The 19,272-nt window shown below is 36.7% G+C and carries 16 protein-coding genes; 2 read left to right on the top strand and 14 right to left on the bottom strand.

Annotated elements, in window-relative coordinates:
* Positions 1-61 precede the first annotated feature (61 nt).
* The 8 genes from ACODR7_RS10770 to ACODR7_RS10735 all read right to left on the bottom strand — a co-directional run bounded on the left by ACODR7_RS10770 (position 62) and on the right by ACODR7_RS10735 (position 8,890).
* Positions 62-1,084, bottom strand: a complete 1,023-nt coding sequence (locus ACODR7_RS10770) for a soluble NSF attachment family protein (RefSeq protein ID WP_488839022.1) — start codon at positions 1,082-1,084, stop codon at positions 62-64.
* Positions 1,077-2,774 (bottom strand): APC family permease, encoded by a 1,698-nt coding sequence (locus tag ACODR7_RS10765; RefSeq protein WP_488839021.1) that lies wholly within the window; start codon positions 2,772-2,774, stop codon positions 1,077-1,079. The genes ACODR7_RS10770 and ACODR7_RS10765 overlap by 8 nt, the downstream gene beginning before the upstream one ends.
* Positions 2,764-5,142, bottom strand: coding sequence for a hypothetical protein (locus tag ACODR7_RS10760; RefSeq protein ID WP_488839020.1), 2,379 nt, complete (start codon positions 5,140-5,142; stop codon positions 2,764-2,766). The genes ACODR7_RS10765 and ACODR7_RS10760 overlap by 11 nt, the downstream gene beginning before the upstream one ends.
* Positions 5,133-5,876 (bottom strand): hypothetical protein, encoded by a 744-nt coding sequence (locus tag ACODR7_RS10755; RefSeq protein ID WP_488839019.1) that lies wholly within the window; start codon positions 5,874-5,876, stop codon positions 5,133-5,135. The genes ACODR7_RS10760 and ACODR7_RS10755 overlap by 10 nt, the downstream gene beginning before the upstream one ends.
* Positions 5,849-6,982: an AAA family ATPase gene (locus ACODR7_RS10750; protein ID WP_488839018.1), complete on the bottom strand. Its 1,134-nt coding sequence runs from the start codon at positions 6,980-6,982 to the stop codon at positions 5,849-5,851. Before ACODR7_RS10750 ends, ACODR7_RS10755 begins: the two co-directional genes overlap by 28 nt.
* Before the next feature lie 12 nt (positions 6,983-6,994).
* Positions 6,995-7,576 (bottom strand): hypothetical protein, encoded by a 582-nt coding sequence (locus ACODR7_RS10745; RefSeq protein WP_488839017.1) that lies wholly within the window; start codon positions 7,574-7,576, stop codon positions 6,995-6,997.
* The gene (locus ACODR7_RS10740) at positions 7,563-8,219 is read right to left on the bottom strand and encodes a hypothetical protein (protein WP_488839016.1); all 657 of its coding nucleotides are present in this window, start codon (positions 8,217-8,219) and stop codon (positions 7,563-7,565) included. The genes ACODR7_RS10745 and ACODR7_RS10740 overlap by 14 nt, the downstream gene beginning before the upstream one ends.
* Positions 8,220-8,497: 278 nt before the next feature.
* Positions 8,498-8,890 (bottom strand): VOC family protein, encoded by a 393-nt coding sequence (locus ACODR7_RS10735; protein WP_488839015.1) that lies wholly within the window; start codon positions 8,888-8,890, stop codon positions 8,498-8,500.
* Between the two features lie 264 nt (positions 8,891-9,154).
* Here ACODR7_RS10735 and deoD point away from each other — a divergent pair, with 264 nt between their 5' ends.
* On the top strand, positions 9,155-9,865 hold the full coding sequence (gene deoD, locus ACODR7_RS10730) for a purine-nucleoside phosphorylase (protein ID WP_110368238.1): 711 nt from the start codon (positions 9,155-9,157) through the stop codon (positions 9,863-9,865).
* Positions 9,866-9,924: 59 nt separating this feature from the next.
* On the opposite strand, the gene ACODR7_RS10725 is transcribed toward deoD, so the two are convergent.
* From ACODR7_RS10725 to ACODR7_RS10715, 3 genes are all read right to left on the bottom strand, one after another.
* On the bottom strand, positions 9,925-10,710 hold the full coding sequence (locus ACODR7_RS10725; protein WP_488839014.1) for a TatD family hydrolase: 786 nt from the start codon (positions 10,708-10,710) through the stop codon (positions 9,925-9,927).
* A 248-nt stretch (positions 10,711-10,958) separates the two neighbouring features.
* On the bottom strand, positions 10,959-11,609 hold the full coding sequence (locus tag ACODR7_RS10720; protein WP_488839013.1) for a hypothetical protein: 651 nt from the start codon (positions 11,607-11,609) through the stop codon (positions 10,959-10,961).
* Positions 11,610-11,611: 2 nt separating this feature from the next.
* A complete protein-coding gene (locus ACODR7_RS10715) occupies positions 11,612-12,325 on the bottom strand; it encodes a DUF434 domain-containing protein (protein WP_488839012.1) in 714 nt (237 codons plus the stop codon).
* A gap of 268 nt (positions 12,326-12,593) precedes the next feature.
* Here ACODR7_RS10715 and ACODR7_RS10710 point away from each other — a divergent pair, with 268 nt between their 5' ends.
* On the top strand, positions 12,594-13,433 hold the full coding sequence (locus ACODR7_RS10710; RefSeq protein WP_488839011.1) for a DUF4822 domain-containing protein: 840 nt from the start codon (positions 12,594-12,596) through the stop codon (positions 13,431-13,433).
* A gap of 260 nt (positions 13,434-13,693) precedes the next feature.
* Here the strand turns inward: ACODR7_RS10710 and ACODR7_RS10705 are convergent, their stop codons facing one another.
* From ACODR7_RS10705 to ACODR7_RS10695, 3 genes are all read right to left on the bottom strand, one after another.
* Positions 13,694-14,743: an MBL fold metallo-hydrolase gene (locus tag ACODR7_RS10705; protein WP_488839010.1), complete on the bottom strand. Its 1,050-nt coding sequence runs from the start codon at positions 14,741-14,743 to the stop codon at positions 13,694-13,696.
* A gap of 350 nt (positions 14,744-15,093) precedes the next feature.
* On the bottom strand, positions 15,094-16,845 hold the full coding sequence (locus ACODR7_RS10700; protein ID WP_488839009.1) for an alkaline phosphatase D family protein: 1,752 nt from the start codon (positions 16,843-16,845) through the stop codon (positions 15,094-15,096).
* 237 nt (positions 16,846-17,082) lie between these two features.
* The gene (locus tag ACODR7_RS10695; RefSeq protein ID WP_488839008.1) at positions 17,083-19,269 is read right to left on the bottom strand and encodes a peptidase domain-containing ABC transporter; all 2,187 of its coding nucleotides are present in this window, start codon (positions 19,267-19,269) and stop codon (positions 17,083-17,085) included.
* Positions 19,270-19,272: the final 3 nt, after the last annotated feature.

Here is a 19,272-nt window from a genome sequence, read left to right as displayed (position 1 = left end):
TTATTTTTAAGGTGCTAAGGAGAATCAATTAAAAACTGCTTTGATGAAGCTGAAGTTTTATTTAATTCCTGAACATTTTATTTCTTCCTGTTTTGAATCTTGAGATGTCTTTCAGAATCACTGCATCATCAGGGTTGAAAAATTTAAGTTCGTTTACAATTTCAGAACGGGTAGTTACTTTCTCGGCAATGATTTCATACGCTATATTCTTTGTTACCGCATGTAATTTCGGATCTTTCCTGAATTCATGCTTCATCGCTTCCAGATAGGTAATTTTTTTATAAGCTGGAGTCTTTTCATATAAATTCAGAATTTCAGATTCCAGCTTTTTAACATCAAATATATTGGCAAAATAGTTATTCAAGCAGTTGAAAGCATCCTTATCCTCTTCCCATCCTTTCAACAATATTTTCTGTGCCTCATCCGGCTTTTCCATCTTTTTACGATAAATCAGGGAAGCTTTCACCATCTGATTATTTCCTGTATAATCGTCTGCTACGATCTGGTAATAATAATGGGCATTTTTAAGATCGTTGATTTCTTTATAAAGATCTCCTACTTTTTCTTTCTGCTCCATTTCTTTGTAAAGGTCAATGGCTTTTTTGTATTGTTTTGCTTTTTCATAGCAGACTGCAGCATCGAATTTATTATTGAGTTTTTTAAGATATACTACAGCTGCTTCATTATAAAGTCCTCCGTTTTCCAGTGTTTTTGCACCTCTGTAATTATCCTGCAGTAGGTTCATATAGACTCTTGCTGCTTTTTTATAATCTTTTTCGGCGATGTATTTTTCGGCCAGTTCTTCATATTTACTCCGGATTCTGTCGAAAAGTGAATTTTCCAGATAGAAACTGCTGCTTCCGCTGCCTTTTCTTCCGGCAGAATTCCTGTTGTTCTGTTCTTTGTCTTTTAAAGAAGTGATCACAAGAAGAATGATAAAGGCTACAATTAAGAAAATCGCCAATGTTCCTACTACACTCCAGAAACTTTCATGGAATAACTGAGCTACAATTCCGACAACCTTAAACATGGCCAGCAGCACGAATGCCGCCATAAATTTGTCTATAAATTTCTGTCTATTCATCATCATCGGAGTTTAAAATAGTTTTATCTTCTCTAAACAGGCGGTAAAGAAGTAACAACACACAAATCACCAGAACCCATACAAACCAGTTGTATCCAAACATTTTTACCAGCGGATAAAATAAGTACACAAGCATGGCTACAAGGATACCAATTAAAATAAATTTCACCCAGGCAGGTACATTATCTCCACCCAGATTCAAAGATTTGTTTTTAAACAGGAAAGAATACAATCCTACTCCCGCAATCATCAGGATCACCATATACAGAATATCTGAAACAGGAGCTTTTTTTTCTAAAGGAGTTCCTTCTGTACCCACTCCTTTTACTTTCGATTTGTCAATTGAAGCAGAAGAAGGATCCACGATATCCAATGTACCATAAAGTTTTCCTAATGAATCGGCCATCAATGCCTTCCTCTTTTTCAGAAGATATTTTACAACATCATCATTTACTGGTTTTCCTTTGGTGTATTGCTTTAAAGAATCTGAAATTTTACGTTTCAGGTTTTCTGTTTTCTGTTCTAAATGTTTTGTAATTTTTTTGGTGTAAATGATTTTAAGAGAATCTCTGCTCTGTTTTTCTTTATGAACAAGCTTTTCGATATCACTTCCTATTTCGCTTACATCTCTTCCTCCGCTTTTTTTATAATTTTCTTTATCTTCTTTCGTTTTGGATTCTATGATTCCTGCATGAATAAGTTCTTTGGATAACCCTTTTCTCTGCTGGTGATATATTGAATCTATCTTCAGATCAATTTCTGAAGTTCCGGATTGAAAAGCTATCATATCGGAAGGTGCCTTTACCGCATTGCTTACAATAGTTCCTGATGAATTGCTGTTTTCTTCCAGCTCTGAACTGTTTTTATCAGAAGGTAATGCAATCTTTAAAACGATAGCTGCAATAATAAGTGCCCAGAAAACTCTGCGGAAATTTCTTGTTCCGGCACTTTCGGTTTTCCCTGCAGAGCCTCCGCCAAATAATCCTTCCAGCCAGGTAAATTTACCAAAACCATCTCCTCTGGAGGTACCCATTACATCCAGAGAAACACCTAATTCTACAGCTCTTTCAGGGTATTTTTCAATGTATTTTAAATATTTCTCTATTTCTTTTTTATTCCCGGCCATTACTTTCTTAAGGTCGAACGGCAGGCTGTTCATCCATTCTTCTTCTGTTTGCTTTGGCTGTAATGCTTCCATTACTTTTTCATCCTCTATTTCTACGGTATAGCTTTCTATTTTTTGAGGGATTGAAACTCCGTTCAGTGGTTTTCTGATGATTTCATTTATTGCACCGGGCTGTTGAATTAATGAAATCCAGTCGATTTCTTCAGACAGTTTTACCAATCCGAATTCGGGATGCATAATCAGAAAACGGCAATCGAGCTGTGCCCAGTCTTCCGGATTTATTTTGGGATAAAAAGTGGTGTTTTCAGGAATAAAAAGCCTGTCATCCACCTTTTGAAAATATGCATTCCTGCCTATTTCCTGCGGAGTATGATCATTAAAAATAAGAAAACAGCCATACAGCACATTGGGATGATCTGCCGGAATAGCAAAAGATTGGATCTGGCTTAAATTGATCCCAAGCGTTTCCATTTCCTGAAGCCACACCACAGGTGAAGATCCTCTGATCAGAAGTCCTTTTTTAGGATAGCTGTTTTTGGGGAAAGGTTTTATTCTAAGCTCCATAATCCACAATCTGTTCTATAAACGGTTTTAAAAACCTGTCACACATATCATCCATTGTTCTTACTTTCAGCAGGGCATGTTCCGGAAGATAATATTCTGATCCGCCAAATTCCGTATAGGTAGATAATGAGAGAAAACCACCCAATGTTGACGGAATAAAGAATTCTTCGATACTCTTATTACTGCTTCTGAAAGTCATCATTCCCCTTGAATCGGTTATGATTTCACTGCCGTCAGGGAATGTAAATTTATTTTTATTCTGCTCAGCAAAAATTCTGATATCATATTTATTTCTGGAAAAATTCAGCGTGTTTTCAGAAGCACTGTATAACTCATTTCCGGAAACGACCAGATTTTCATGCTGATTAATTCCGATTTTATTGAAGTTATTGATTATCCTCAATCCGCTTCCTTTCAGCTTGGCGACTTCGGCTTCAGCTTTTATATTATTTTTTTCAAATTCTTTTTCTTTTCCGGTAATAGGTTCCACAGAGATATTCCCGTCAATATTGATTTTGTAATGGGTAGCACTGTCCGCATGATGCAGATAAAAGTTGCGCCCAAAATAAATCAGTCTGTAAGATTCCGGAATATGCATTCCTGTAAGATTCTGTTCAGAATATTCTCCGGTATTAAGGTTAATCTTTGATAGTAATTTCTGCTCAGGCTGATACTGACACAAAATAAAATGCTGCTGTCTGTTTTTCGCGAGGGCAAACTGTCCTTTGGGTTTTATAGAAATTTTATCAAATAATACTTCACAGCCATGATGGGTTTTATAATAATCGTAGGAATGTCTGTCGTAATAGTTATCGGAAAGATAAGTTTTCAGCAATTGCTTTCTTGAACTCAGAATGAAAAATTCTCCGTCATATAAGAACTTAGCAATCTTATTAACAGGAGTTGGGAATAAAATCGGATAGTTTTGTGGAAGATCAGTTTTCTTTCCGTTGAAGTTCTGAGTGGATTGTTTTTGCTGTGGCGGATTGGCCCAAAGCTCCTGCAATGGAAGCTTTATTTTCTGAATATGTTTTCTTGCTCCTTTGTGGTGTTTATAAAAATTTATTTCACCATCTGAATCTGTAGTCACTAAAAATTTCAGTTGATCTCTATTCTGATGGACCACCCGCTGAATTTTTTCATCAGCCATATTATCCTGATGGGTAATAAAGAAAACTTCCATATCTTTTTCCGAATGATGTCCGTCAAAAAATTTCTCTAAAGCTTCTGAAACCTCCAGAACCGGACTTACCTGATTAAGATTCTCCACCACTTCTTCCACTTTGTTGAGGGCAATCGGAATACCTGCCTGTCCTAAAGCAAAAACTTTACATTGGGAATGAGCTTTGGGGTGTTTGATGACAGCTATTGCAGAGGCATAAGCCAATACTTTCGGTGTTCCCCAATTTCTGAGGGAAGTATCAATCAGGATAATTCTTTCAAAAATATTTTCTTCAGGCGGAATTTCTCTCTGAATATAAAGCGCTTCGTTATTGGCTACACGATTCATGAAAACGTCCTCTTCATTGGCAAATTCTGAGAGCAGCATCCTGTGGAAATCGCCTTTGTTGGTTATATCAGAAATCCCTCCGACAGGCTGCTCCCCGGGAGAAAGATGACGCATCGGAATTTTCAGTCCACTCCAGATTCTTTTGATCAGGCTTCCTATCTGAAAGGTCTTTGGTTCTTCAATTAATTCTTTAATAAAATCTTTACTGTTATCTGCCGTAGTTTCTTCTTCTGTGACCTCATCATCCAGCTCAGGCTCATGACTCAGGCCTTTCATGGCATCAATGATGGATTGTACAGTAGGAAATTTTTCATTTAGGTTTAAAGCACTTAAATCTTTGTTTAAAACGGCTGGACCTGCGTGTTGTTTTTCTGCACTTACAGCAAGTTCCTGAGGTCTTTTATAGTAGAATCTTAAGAAACCATCGGAAAGACTGGGAGATAATCTGTTGTGCCCGTTTTCAAAAAGAGTATGCAGCAGTACAATTCTGTTCTGTCTTTGTTTACAGGCTTTAGGAAGTGATTTTATTTTTTCAAGAAATTCAATTTGTTTTTCCACACTGAATTCAAAATCCTCTCCGCTATAAAACTCTGTTGTACGTCTTAATGGGCTGGCAAAATCTGTATAACTATCCTGCATGGCATATAAAACCATAAGCAATGCTCCGAACGGAGGCCATCCTACAGGCTGAAGATAGTTCAGAATTTCCATTATATAAGGTCTGTAAGCAATGGCTCCCACTCCGGGAACCGAGAGGAGATTATTGTCATGGTAACCGGAATCACCAGGAACATCTTCATCAGTTTTCCATTCCCAAAAGTAATTTTCGTAGGACTGGAAATAAGCCTTTAATTCCATTTTCTAGATTTTTCGGTGAGACGGAATGAACTTACGGACAATGGCCGGAAATCGGTCTCTTTCATTAAAAGACAATTTCCGCTTTCGTCCCATAAAAGCCATCCTTCCTGATCTTTATTATATTTCTGCTGCAACAGTGTGCTTACATTTTTAAATTCAAAATCCAGACCGGCAGGCAGTAAATGTCTGTCTTTGGTCCAATAGGTTTTTCCGGGAAAGCTGAGTAGAGGAACTCCTACAAATAATGTTTTATCTCCCAGCAAGGTCCATTTTATTTTTTCAAGTTTAAATTTGGGCAATACGGCAATACTTTCTTTAATATCTTCAATATTGCTGAGCAAGGCGATTACCGGCTGTTCGTCATTACTTTCTTTTAGTTTTATATGAACCTGTTCGTGAATCCCAAAATAATTCTGGTTTGAAGGCGGCAGACTAAGCTGTAATGCTTTGTCCATAGGTATCCAAAGCAATGCTGTTCGCATTTTTTTACTTGGAACCAAGGCTTCCTTTCTGAATAAAAGCCCATCACGAAGTTCATACAGAATACAATCCGGCAGCTGTTGTATTTCTGAAGCAGCGGCCTGTTCATCAGTAAAACCTTTCAGCCAGATCGTTTCTTCATCTACTGCCAGCTGAACATTTTTCCAGTCTCTTATTGAGCCAAGAAAATCTTCATCAGCACGGGGGATTTCCGCCCAGAATTCTTTTAAACGCTTTGAAGAATCTTCTGCCATAAGCTTTCAATTTCCTGCTGGATATACTGCTTCTGTTCCGGATTTCTGATCCAGTCGCAACGGGTCTGCAGATATCTCAGTTTATCTTTTATTATATTTTGTTCTTCAAAACTCAATGTTCCTCCATTCCATTTTTCCATAAGAATTTTGACGTCTTTCATGACCTCTTCGGGATTAGGAGTTTTGTTCTGCATTGCCTGTGGATGGGAATCCGGGTGATCATCTTTCTCAATCGTTCTGTTGATGATCCCTTCCAGAATTTCAATCTGTTCTTCTGTATCCCAGATATGTTTCAATACCCAAAGATCAGAAAGTACGGCTTCTTTTCTTCCACAGATCAGGGCGCTTGCCGCAATCAGGTTCTGAAGCTTCACCGCTCTACGGTCTGAAATAGCAATCCCAGTATTTCTTAGGCTCATAATGGTATTCAGGTAGACTTCATAAATCGGTTTAAGATCTATTGTTCTACATAAGTTTTGTAATTGTCTGATCTCATCAGCATGAATTTCCGGAATTTCAGTTTCTTCTTCATTTTCCAGTTTTCTTCCCGCTAAAAGTACCTGTTGTAGGAGCTCGGGGTTTACATAATCTACATTAATTCTCACTAAAAAACGATCAAATAATGCGTTCAGCGCTTCATCTTCCGGAAGAACGTTACTTGCTCCTACAAACATGAGCGCAGGTAAGTGTTTGGTTTCTTTTCCTCTTTTAAAAATCTTCTCGTTAAGAGCCATCAATAAGGAATTCAGGATAGCTGAATTGGCATTGAAGATCTCATCCAGAAAGACCATGGAGGCTTCGGGCATCATTCCTTCCGTATTGGTCAAAAGTTCACCTTCTTTCAGTTTTCTGATATCAAAAGGGCCAAAAATCTCGTTCGGTTCAGTAAAACGGGTTAATAAATATTCGAAATTTCTGCCGTCTTTCACTGTTTTGGCCAATGTTCTGACAATCGCTGATTTTGCTGTTCCCGGAGGTCCGTACAAAAAGGCATTTTCTCTTGCCAGCAGGCATATTCCCAACAGATCTACTACATCATTTTTACCTACAAAAGTATCTTTTACGTAGTTAAGGACTGTGTTAAGCTGATTGATATTCTGGTTCATTGATTTAAAAAATTAAAATTTCCACCACTTTTTCTTCTGAGGTTTCTCTTCTTCTTTATTTTCTGCCTGTTCATTTCTTTTACTGAATGAAAAAGCAAGTCTCTGATAAGGCACTTTGATATCGAAATACAATTGCGTTCCGTCCTCCAGTGTGAGTGCATCCATGATTTTATCTCCGTCCTTGATCAGGTTTTGTGAAACATCCTGTTTATTGAGATGATGTCTTACTAAATCCCTTTCATCAGAAATCCTGGTGATAATATAAGGAGAATCTTTTGTTCCGTTTCCTGTTTTTTCAAGGCATTCAAAAATAAGCTGTGCTATTGTCATTTCAATACTTCTTCCTTTTTCATCACCCAATTCTTTGTAAGCAAAATATTTATAAATATGTGCTCTGGGACTCAGCAGAATATTGACATTATTATATCGTATAACCTCTTCAAATTTTCCTTTATTGAGTAAATCCTGTATGTTTTCGATATCTTCGGAATAGGGATCATATTCCGGATCATTAATCACCCGTTCACGGCATTTCAGGAATGTTTCTTTTGTAGGATCGGTTAAAAATTCAAATACTTTCTCATACATTTTCATTGTTATCTTCGGTTATAGTTTTTAGTTCCCGCCAGAATGCTTCTTTGTGCATTCCGAATTCGGCAGTTAGTAGTTTATTGATAAACGGAATTTCCGCCAGTTTATAATCTCTTTTTTCTACAATTCTTTCCAAATAGAGTTTTCTGTAGGTAGAGTCTTTCAGTTCTTCCTTCCAGTTCACATTCTTCAGATCAAGATCATACCCTATTCCGGAATAGTGAAACTGTGTCAGCACATTTTCCAGCATAGCAATTAAAGGATCTTCAGGATCAACCGTGTTTAGAGCAGCCACTACCTGTGGTAAAAATCTCAGTGATAAGTCTGCGGATAAGATAGAAGAAATATCCCGTGTTCCTTTGAATCCGGGAATAAGATTTTCAATATTTTTCTCTGTATTTTCTCTGATGAGATAAAGCTGTGTGCTATGGTAAAGAACTTTTGCAGCCCATACTGCAGCTTCTTTATTGCAGATCAGTTGGTCAGACAAAAACTCAAGCCGTTCTTTTTCGAATTCTGTTTCAAAATAGTCTCCTGCTTCCGCCTCTTCCCGAGGGGAAATTTGCTGTAAGCTAGAAAAAAGAGTAATACATTCTTCCTTACGAAGCAAAAAGATCGTGTCTAAAAACGGTGACTTGGTTTCCATGATCTAACAAAAATAAAATTATTTCGTTGAGAATAAAATTTTTGTGGAGAAGAATATTGTTAAATATTGAATTAAAGTGTTGAAAAACGGAAGGAAGCAAAGGTTATAAGCATTATGCGGCTTTAAGGCGCTAGAACATTTCGACTTCGCTCAATGTGAGATTTTCAGCAAAATAAATCTTAAATCTAAACCTTATAGGTTTTAAAAACCTATAAGGTTTGAAATTACTTATTCACTACTATAAAGATTGCTTCGTCGCTAAAGCTCCCCGCAATGATTTACTGTGATACAATTTCAATGATATTATCTTCCGGATCAAGGATCACGCTTTCGTAATATCCGTCTCCTGTTGTACGAGGTTCTCCGGCAACTGTATATCCATCTTTCCTTAATATTTCTGTAAGTTCATCTACTTTTTGTTTGCTATCCACAGAGAATGCAAGATGAATGATTCCATACTGTTGGGATTCGTAAGAGTTTTCACTTTCTTTGATATCCGGTCTGGTCATGATTTCAAGACGGCAACCGTTTTCAAAACTTAAAAAATAAGATTGAAAGTTTTTAACAGGATTATGGTATTTTTCATTGGAAACCGCTCCGAAATATTTCTCATAAAATGCTCTGGATTTTTCAAGATCCTTGACCCAGACGGCAATGTGCTCAATTTTCATTTTTAAAATATTAAATGTTGTATTTCTGCAAAATTAGCTGCACTCCTTCTACGATACCTGCTCTTCGTTATTCTTTTATTGTTCTCTATTTACAAGGTCAGGTTTTGGATTATACAAAGGACTTTTAATTAAAATATTATTTAAAGCATTTATTGATAACATCTTATATAATTTATTAATAAGAGATGGTTTCATTGTTTCCATTTTTCGGAATTACAGAAACAAACTAAAAGTTATTATCTTTGCCCCATTCAAAATAACATTATGAGTATTCACATCAGTGCAAAAAAAGGAGAAATTGCTAAAGTAGTATTGCAGCCGGGGGATCCGCTTCGTGCACAATATATTGCTGAAAATTATTTAGAAAATGCTAAACTGGTAAGCAAAACCAGAGGTATTTTTTATTATACGGGACTTTATAAGGGTAAAGAAATCACTGTAGGAGCTAGTGGAATGGGTTTCCCAAGTATTGGAATCTATTCTTTTGAGCTGTTTACAGAATATGAAGTAGATACGATTATCAGAATCGGGACTTGTGGAGCTTACAATACCGATCTTAAACTTTTTGATATCTTAAATATTGATAAAGCTGCCAGCGAAAGTACGTACGCTAAATATGCATGGGGAATTGAAGAAGAAATCCTTTCTCACCAGGGGAATATCTTTAACACTATTAATGAAACCGCTAAAGATTTATCTTTAAATGCTAAAGCTATCAATATCCACAGTAGTGATATTTTCTATAGAAAAGATCCTGCAACTCCTGAAATTGCTACAAAATACAACTGCCCGGCAGTAGAAATGGAAGCTTTCGGTTTATTTGCCAATGCTCAGCATTTAGGAAAAAATGCAGCGACTATTCTTACGGTAACGGATATTATCCCAACGCATGAGAAGATTTCTGCTGATGAGAGAGAAAAAGCTTTGAATCCGATGATGGAACTGGCTTTGGAATCTGCAATTAAGAGTTTATAAGCACCGAGAAAACAAATTCGCTATAAAAAAGAGCTTTACTTAATCAGTAGAGCTCTTTTTTATAGTCTGAAAAAATTCCTGGCGGTTTCTGTGGTTTCGTCTGCAACCTCAGCAATACTGATCTTCTTCAGATGGGCAATTCTTTGTGCTACATAAGGCAAAAATGAAGGTTCGTTTCTTCTGTTCTGCATTCTGGGCATATTTTTCGGAAGCATAAATGGGGCATCTGTTTCAATCATCATTCTGTCAAGAGGGACGTATTTTATAACTTCTTCGAGATGTTTAAATCTTTTTTCATCACTGATAGCTCCTGTAAACCCTAAATAAAATCCTTTATCCAGATAAGTTTTTGCTTCGGTCAATGTTCCGGTAAAGCAGTGTACTACGGCTTCAGGTAACTTTGAAAGATAGTCATCTGTGATTTCATTAAATCTTTTAAATGCGGATCTTTCATGAAGAAAAAGAGGTTTATTGACTTCTATCGCGAGTTCCAGCTGGGCCTGATAACATTTTTCCTGCACGGGTCTCGGAGAGAAATCACGGTCAAAATCCAGTCCGCACTCTCCTACTGAAATCACATGATCCTGTTTCAATAGCTTACTGAGTTCGCCGATGCTTTGTTCATTAAAAGATTGGGCATCATGAGGGTGAATTCCGGCTGTTGAAAATAAAATTTCAGGATATTCTTCTGCAATTTCCGCAGATTCTTTGCTTCCTCTTACGTTGGTTCCAGTGAGAATCATATGTTCAACACCATGATCCAAAGCGCGGTTGATAATTTCTTCGTGTTCATTATAGAACTGCTTATTGGTGAGATTAATGCCAATATCAATGTAAGTATTCATTTTGTTTTTTACTTTTTATTATTTGTTATTTTCAAATATAAAAAATGGAAGCTGGCAGCATTCTGTTCTGAAAAATTGACAGCCTCTATCTTATGCTTGCAAAACTACATACTTAATACGCAATGTTTTTACGTATCAGAAAAAACAGAAATGTAATACATTAGCTTTAGGCTTAAAAAATATGTTTGATCTGCCTTATTTACTGATGTTTTATTTGTCACGCAGATTTCACAGGTGGCGCAGATGTTTTATTCATTGATAAACTTTTCCAGAAAGCCGATCAATTTTGTTCCTCCGTGGCTCCATCGGATTCCATGCCCTTCTTTTTCTCGGACTTCAAAAACCAGTTCATGTTTATAATGAAAAAATACATTCCACCAGGTTTTATGTTCAAGGATATCGTGGATTTTTGCCATTACTTTTTCCTGTTTCTGCTGGTTATTTCCTTTGATTTCTCCCCAAAAATCATCATCCATTCTTCCAATATGTTTTTCCCAGGCTCTCTGTGCCATGGTTATTTCATTGTTGAAGGGTTCTTTGCAGGCATTAATCAGCACTGCTTTCAAAGGAGGTATTGCATTTTCATCACGGATGCTTGCTGAGGTTAATCTTTGTCCCAAAACATTCAGCCAATGCTCGAAGGGAATTGCTTCCAGAAGTTTTGTTTTCCCCTCATCAGAATTATCATTCTCAAGAATCTTCATCAATTTTTCAAAGCTTTCCTGTCTGTTGATCTTTATTTCTTCATTAAAATAGGGAAAATCCCAGTCTAAAGTATTTTCTTTAAACCTATAGATATTTTTCTCCAGATTTTCCAGATGTTCTTTGGCTAAAAGGGCTTTGTATTGGTCTTTCCATGTGTCGGAAAACAGGGGAATATAAGGTTCAAACAGATTCATACTTATTTTGTTCTGATCAGGTTAACGGGAATATTTTCTTCTTTGATCAGATAACCGATCAGATTAAACCATTCTTTACAATGATCAAGAATCCAGGCATCTGAGGAAATAACGGTTGCGGAACTTTCTGCCAGGAATTTATCGGGGTTGTATTCCAGATCTGCATCCCAGTTGAGATGCTGTTCTTTGGCAAAATCCAGAACAATCTGCTTAATTCTTCCGCTGTTGGAAACCGGCTTATCAAATATCCATACAAGTTGATGAATCTGATTTTTCCGGTAAAAAGAAGCTATCAATTCTACTGCTCTTAAGGTTTGATTAACTCTTTTATAGGTTCCATGCACCCCTGAAAGATCACGGATGCAGCCATCCAATCCTTCAAAAATATAAGCATTGGAAAGCAGGCTTTCCAACAGGATCAAAACATTAAAACCGTCGAGATAAATAGTTTTCCCTTTTAAATCTGAGGCTTCTAACTGTTTTAACTGTCTGTTCTGAAGCTGGGCAGCTGAGGCTGATGCACCACGAAGAGCCTGTATCTGGCGGGTTTTCAATCGGTACCTGTTTCCCACAAGATCGGAAGCTGCTTTTTCCGGGTATTCTCTGCTCAGCAGATAATGCATGTCTTCAACTGCCAGTTTCAGCTTGCCGATCTGTTTCTCTGAGCCGAACAGGGCATCATCGCCAGTATTTTTTCCACGGTTTCTGTTATTCATACTCAAAAATAGAGTTTTTGGTGAATTTTTATGGTAAGAATTTGATTTTAATAGGTAATGTTAAAAACCACCCCGTCAAAAATTCTTTGAATTTTTGCCACCCATCCAAAGGATGGGAATTGGGTACTTTTGATGCAAATTTTGTCCATAATATCATTTTTCTCATTCTGAATTGGCATATGTTATGTTTTCTACAACAAAAGAGATATTTCGTACAACGCATTGATATTTATTAGGAATAAGTTTGCAAAGACTTAAAAATACTCTTATGAATACACTGAAAAAATTATGTTATCTGTCTGCGGCTGTATTGCTATCGGCATCGTTTGTTTCATGTTCAAATGACGACAATGAAATCATTATTGAGCAGCAGACTCCCTCACAGGTACTGTCTTCTACTCCATGGGAAACTACAGGAGCAAAAGATAAGAATGGAAATAATGTAGACCTCAACGATGCCAGCGTAGCCGGATATGTAGGTTTTGCTTATTTTAAAACAGATGGAAAGTTTGCGATTTATAATCTGACTGATATATTGAGATCTATGGGAACTTGGTCTGTAGATGCTCAGGGAAAGACAAGAACTATTGCTGCATTAAACCCGGATGGGACAACTATTTTCACCCGTGATGTAGAAATTCTTGTTTTGAATAAAAATGAATTTACGTACAGAATCCGTCCTAACTCCAGTGACCTCTCTGTTTACTATGATATTATCCACACAAAAACATCTCATGCAGAACCTGCTAACGGACAGCTAACTCTTGCTTCTACTCCTTGGGAAACAACAGGTGCTAAGGATAAAAATGGAAGTGATATTGCACTAAATAATACCAATGTCGCCGGATATGTAGGATATTCTTACTTCAAAGCAAACGGAACTTTTAAAATTTTCGGTTTAAATGATGTGTTAAGATCCGAAGGAACATGGTCTATCTCTCCGGATGGTAAAAAGAGAACACTTACCACTCCCACTTTTACCCGTGTTGTAGATATTCTGGTTCTGAACGAAACAACATTTACGTACAGAATTACGCCTGATGCTGCTAACCCATCTGTATTTTACGATATTATTCATACGAAGGTAAACCATAAGGAGCCTTTGTAATGATTATTTTTTTATAATAAGGAAGAACCTGCTCAATAATGGGCAGGTTTTTATATTAAAAGCCTATAAAATCAAACACGTTACAAAACCCTTTAATTTAAAACACTTTAGCCCACCTAAGTAAGTTTAAAATGGCAGTGCCGAGAAGTTTACATAAGATGAAATCAAAGATTTCATAAAATTCAGGCGTCCTTATCAAGGTATAAGGCTTAGAAGTAAAAGTTTAGTCTGCCTCATATAAACAAAAAATGGCAAGTCTCTTACATTACCTCTTCCCACCATTTTTCCCAGACTGCAGTTTCCAGCTGATCCAGATTTACTTTTTCTCCGATCATCGGAAGGGTTATCGGGATATTATTCTCTTCTGCATGTTTTAATGCCAGCACTAAAGGCTCATACCATGCATGTTGTGCCAGCTTGAATTTGGAATTGTGTACAGGGATAAAGTTTTTGGCTTTCAGTTCTTTTATTTCTGTCATCAGTTCATCCGGTAATGTATGAATATAAGGCCACTTTTCATTATACTGTCCATTTTCCATAACTGCTAGATCAAACGGTCCATATTGGTTTCCAATTTCTGTAAAATGATTTCCATAGCCACTGTCACCGCCTAAAAAAAGATTTTTAGTAGGAGTTTTTAAAACAAAGGATGTCCACAATGAGATATTACGGTTCAGCAATCTCCCGGAAAAGTGTCTTGCCGGAGTGAGTGTGACTCTGAAGTCTTCTGCAATGTCTATACTTTCCCACCAGTTTTTTTCGATAATTTTATCAAAGTTCCAGCCCCAGTATTCGAAATGCTGTCCGGTTCCCAGACCACAAATAACTTTACCGACCTTATCTTTTAATTCCTGAACAGTTTTATAATCCAAATGATCCCAATGATCATGGGAAATAAGCAGGAAATCTATATCCGGCATATGTTCCGGTTTGTAATAATCTGCCCCCTGAAAAGCTTTTATGGAACCAGGCATGGGGGAAGCATTACCACTGAAAACAGGATCTATCAGGAATTTCTTTCCATCAGCCTGAATGAAATAGGAGCTGTGCCCAAACCATACCAAGACATTTTCATCAGGCTGAAGATTTTTAAGATCAGTCTCTACAAACGGGAGAGCGGTTTTGGGTAATGTATTTTCTACTTTACACAAGCTTTGAAGGAGCAGTTTAGTCATACTTTCTCCTTCTAACAATGCTGGTGTTGTTAATATATTCTGAAATCGTCCGTTGAGATAATTGGGCAGTGTACTGAAATATTCTTTTCTTTTTTCATCGGGAAACTGTCCGAGCTGTTTTTTTAAACCTTTCATTCATTTAATTTTAAATCCAGCCATGGTTTCTAGATAAATACACTCTATTTTATTGACCGGCAAACCTTAATATAAAATAAATATAAGCATAAGATTCTGAGATATAAAAATAAATTGAAAAGGATATGAAATTTAAATTCTCGATTAATCAATGAGAAATTCTTAAATAAGCCATTTAACCAACCCAAGCATAATGCTCTCTAATACTAAACAGAAGAGTATCATTATTGCAAATCTTTTCTTGTATTTTCTCACATTTGTTTAAGATACAAAAAAGAATAATATAAAAGAGCCACAGCAGCACCATGACTCTTTTTACCAAATTGAAAATAAGATATGATTTATTGAAACTATGATATTGTATAGGTCTTTTCTGTGGTGGTATTGTAGGTATCTGAAATAACGTTGTCTACAAACCTCCATTCTGCAGTAGAATTTCCAGTGGTAAATTTCACATGCAGATATCCTCTTTTATAAAGATTGGCATAATCCAGGTCATCTATCAGCAATGAAAATGCCTGAGCCAGTTCTATTGCTTTGGCAGGATCTGAAGTGATTCCCAGATATCCTTCGAGACCAGGAGAAGAAACGGAACTGCAGGCAAGCTCTGTTCCGATGAATTTACCCTGTGCATCGGTCAGTTTTCCTAACCACGCATTGTGGGTATCTCCTGCCAGTACCACTACATTTTTTCCTGCAAGAATAGAGTAAAGCTGTTCTCTTTCCATGAAATATCCATCCCACGCATCCAGGTTGTATGGTAACGTAGTTGTGATTCTTGCAATTTCCTGCGGAGTTAGTGTAGGATCCTGCTGCTGGTATCTTGTCTTAAGAATAATCAGCTGTGTGATGGTATTCTGAAGTGCCTGCATAGTAGCCGGCTGTGCGCTTCCATGCTGTTTTATTTCTGCTAAAATCTGATTCAGTAACATCAGAAGTTCTGCAGGAACCATCATTTTAGTCATTAAAATCTGTTGTCCAAGCACTTTCCATTTGGCTGTATCACCATTGATCTGAGTATTCAGCCATGACATCTGCTCGTTTCCGATCAGTTTTCTGCTGGTGCTTAAGAAATCTGTTTTAAACTGTGTCTGATTAAAACTTCCTGTATTATCAAGATAATCCGAATATTCCATTTGTTTATCCCTTGCAATCACCCTTGTATCCATCATGTAAAGGGAAACGATATTCCCGAAGCTGAAACTTCTGTAAATTCTCATATCTTTCCCTGTTTTAAGAGGAATATATTCGCTGTATGCTTGAAATGCAGCCATTTTTCTTGCCTGAAAATCTCCTTCATTCGGCTGATGGTTTTCTGCTCCTGTTTTATAGGTATCATTGGCAAATTCATGGTCATCCCAAACACAGATGAACGGTTTTTTCTGATGAAGAAGCTGAAGATTCTTATCTCCTCTGTACTGCCTGTATCGTTCCCTGTAATCGCTGAGGTTAAGAATTTCTTTCGCCGGCTGATGTGCTCTTCCCAACTGATTGGTGTAAGGGTTTGTTCCGTATTGCCCGGGAGCATATTCATAAATATAGTCTCCAAGGTGTACTACAACATCTGCTTCAGATTTTGCAATCGCACCATACACATTGAAAAGTCCTGCAGGAAAGTTGGAACAAGATACGACAGCCATTTTTACTTCACTTACAGCATCTGATTTTGAAGGTAAAGTAAGGGTTTCTCCTGTTACGCTGACTTCCTTAGTTGTACTGTTATAGAATCTGTAGTAATATTTTGTATTGGAAGAGATATTCTGTACATCTACCGCTATAGTAAAATCATTTACGGATGCAGCATTCGCCTGACCTCTTCTTACTACTTCTGAAAAATTGCTGTTTTTACTGATTTCCCATGTAATCTCTGCATCAGTTCCTTTTGAATATCGGGTCCAGATAATAATTCCTGTTGCGCTTGGGTCAAAGCTTGCTACTCCGGATTCAAAACCTCCGTTCTTAAGATCGTCAGGAGCATTGCTATTTTCAGTAAAATCGTCGCTGCAGCTTTCAATGAGAGGAGCAAGAAAAATTCCTCCGGCTGCCAATAGTGAATTTTTAAGAAATCTTCTTCTGTTGAATGAGTTGTTGTTTTCCATCATTACTTTTTTTGCAAAGCAACAGTATCTGAGGAAGAAGGTTGTTAACTGAATTTTAAATGTATTTTATGATTTTTTAAACGAATGTTTAATGTTATGCATAGGAAATTAAATTATGCCACATATTGCTGTAATGGGCATACACAAAAGGAAACCTTTCCGGCTTCCTTTTTTCAACAAGTTCCATAGAAGAAACTTTGTTTTCATCAAATATATTATTTAAGGTCTCTAAGTTTTCTTTTATTCTCCTAATTCCAGCTGGTTTCTGACCAAATTAAAATATTCTCCTTTTTTGGATACTAATTCCTGGTGGTTACCCTGCTCTACAACTTCGCCTTTTTTCAAAACAATAATATTGTCTGCACTTTTCACTGTGGATAAACGGTGTGCAATGATAACAACAGTTCTTCCTTTAAAAAACTCCTGCAAATTATCATGTATAATTTTTTCATTTTCTGCATCCAGCGCAGAAGTAGCTTCATCAAAGAAAATAAAATCCGGATTTTTATATACCGCTCTTGCAATGAGAATACGTTGTTTCTGTCCACCGCTTAAATCATCTCCTGCGGCTCCTATTTTGGTGTCAAAACCTAAAGGAAGACTTTGAATCATTTCGTATATATTGGCTAATTTACAGGCACTGATCAATAATTTTTCATCTGCATCTTCCTGCATGGCAATATTCTCTCTTATAGTTCCGCTGAATATGTATGAGTCCTGAAGAACAACTCCACAATTGCTTCTCCACCAATCATGATTGATCTGAAACAGCTCTTCTTGTCCGATGTTCAGATCTCCTTCTGAAGAGGGGTAAAATCCCAGAAGAAGTTTGGATAATGTAGTTTTCCCACTTCCGCTTTCTCCAACTATGGCAAGAACTTTCCCGTTAGGAATTTTAAAATTAATATTTTTTAAAACATAAGGCTGATGCCCGCCCGGATACTTAAACCATACATTGTTTAAACTGATATCCTTACTCAGCAGAGCCTGATCTCCGTCTTTTAAATTCAGGTTTTCATCGGTTTGCTGTAAAATTTCCTGAACTCTTTTATACACTAAACTTGAATCCTGAAATGAGCGAAAAAAAGCGACCAGGTTTTCTATGGGTGCGGAAGCAATACCTATAATATATCCTATACTCAGCATCTCGCCAACCGTCATTTTCCCAAGTGATACCCAATACACGCAAAAAAAGGTAGTTGAAAATATAAATAACTGTTTAATAATGCTGGTAACATTGGTTTGATAAATATCCAGGATAAGACTTTTTACTTTGGTCTTATATATTTTTTTCTGCAGCTCTTCCCACTTTGATATTCTTGAAATATGAGCATTACTAATTTTAACGGAAACCATCCCGGTAATCATCTCAACAAGATGATTTTTACTTTCTGAATTTAATTTAAAGGCATAATAATCTATAATCCTTCTTTTATTATGAAACAAGTAAATCCATACAGTGGAAAAAACGGCAATTCCCAGAAATCCCAATGCTATATACTGATTATATATTAAAAGCCTTATTATTAGTACAATCAGTAAAAAAACTGATAAAATATTCGACAACAATTGTCTGGTTAATAACTGTTCTATTTTTGACTGCTCTTCTATTTTCTGTAATAGATCTGTATATAATCTGTTTTCGAAAAAAGAGACCGGAAGCCTGACTGTTTTCTGCAGCAAGTCATTCAGCATTTTAATACTTACCTGTGAGCTAAAGTGTACTCCCACAAAATTCTGAAGGATATTGATGAGTATCTGCCCTCCATACAAAAGCATCTGAAATCCGAAAATTCCAATGATCACTTTTCCTTCTTTCGACTTCATTCCTTCATCAAACATCTTCTGAATCAGCTGAGGAAAGATGTAGGAAATAACGGAACTTATCGTAATTAAAAAAATCAGCAGTCCAATTTTGAAATTTTGTTTTTCTAAAACTGAACGAATATAGCTTTTGAAAATTTTTAAATCCTGCTGTTCAAAAGGAGGTTTAAACTCAACAAACTCTTCTGTCGGGATTAATTGCAGCCCAATCCCTTCGTTATCTGTAGACGAAATCCAAAGTTTTACAAACTGCTCTTTTTTAAGCTTTAGTCTGCCATATTTGGGATCTGAGATATAATAAAAATTATTTTTGATTTTATAGAGTACAACAAAATGTTCCTGCTCCCAATGTAAAATGCAGGGTAAATGAACATCCTCGTTCAGTGTAGACAAAGGAATCTTAAAGGGAGTTGTATGAAAAAACAGCTTTTTACCGGCATCATTAATATCTGCCAGAGTAACCCCGGAGCGGGTAACTTCAGTAAGGTTTCTCAGATATACCAGGTCACAATCTTTACCGTAATATTTTAGAATAATCTTAAGGCAAACCGGACCGCAATCCATCTGTTCTATTTGGGAATAAAAGGGAAATTTGTTGAACACAAT

Source organism: Chryseobacterium sp. FG46, from assembly GCF_057809135.1.
This window is presented reverse-complemented; position numbering and strand designations above follow the sequence as displayed.

Excerpts from the sequence above, each read along its gene's own strand:
- ACODR7_RS10770 (WP_488839022.1), bottom strand. The coding sequence starts at position 1,084 with ATGAATAGACAGAAATTTATAGACAAATTTATGGCGGCATTCGTGCTG.
- ACODR7_RS10765 (WP_488839021.1), bottom strand. The coding sequence starts at position 2,774 with ATGGAGCTTAGAATAAAACCTTTCCCCAAAAACAGCTATCCTAAAAAA.
- ACODR7_RS10760 (WP_488839020.1), bottom strand. The coding sequence starts at position 5,142 with ATGGAATTAAAGGCTTATTTCCAGTCCTACGAAAATTACTTTTGGGAA.
- ACODR7_RS10755 (WP_488839019.1), bottom strand. The coding sequence starts at position 5,876 with ATGGCAGAAGATTCTTCAAAGCGTTTAAAAGAATTCTGGGCGGAAATC.
- ACODR7_RS10750 (WP_488839018.1), bottom strand. The coding sequence starts at position 6,982 with ATGAACCAGAATATCAATCAGCTTAACACAGTCCTTAACTACGTAAAA.
- ACODR7_RS10745 (WP_488839017.1), bottom strand. The coding sequence starts at position 7,576 with ATGAAAATGTATGAGAAAGTATTTGAATTTTTAACCGATCCTACAAAA.
- ACODR7_RS10740 (WP_488839016.1), bottom strand. The coding sequence starts at position 8,219 with ATGGAAACCAAGTCACCGTTTTTAGACACGATCTTTTTGCTTCGTAAG.
- ACODR7_RS10735 (WP_488839015.1), bottom strand. The coding sequence starts at position 8,890 with ATGAAAATTGAGCACATTGCCGTCTGGGTCAAGGATCTTGAAAAATCC.
- deoD (WP_110368238.1), top strand. The coding sequence starts at position 9,155 with ATGAGTATTCACATCAGTGCAAAAAAAGGAGAAATTGCTAAAGTAGTA.
- ACODR7_RS10725 (WP_488839014.1), bottom strand. The coding sequence starts at position 10,710 with ATGAATACTTACATTGATATTGGCATTAATCTCACCAATAAGCAGTTC.
- ACODR7_RS10720 (WP_488839013.1), bottom strand. The coding sequence starts at position 11,609 with ATGAATCTGTTTGAACCTTATATTCCCCTGTTTTCCGACACATGGAAA.
- ACODR7_RS10715 (WP_488839012.1), bottom strand. The coding sequence starts at position 12,325 with ATGAATAACAGAAACCGTGGAAAAAATACTGGCGATGATGCCCTGTTC.
- ACODR7_RS10710 (WP_488839011.1), top strand. The coding sequence starts at position 12,594 with ATGAATACACTGAAAAAATTATGTTATCTGTCTGCGGCTGTATTGCTA.
- ACODR7_RS10705 (WP_488839010.1), bottom strand. The coding sequence starts at position 14,743 with ATGAAAGGTTTAAAAAAACAGCTCGGACAGTTTCCCGATGAAAAAAGA.
- ACODR7_RS10700 (WP_488839009.1), bottom strand. The coding sequence starts at position 16,845 with ATGATGGAAAACAACAACTCATTCAACAGAAGAAGATTTCTTAAAAAT.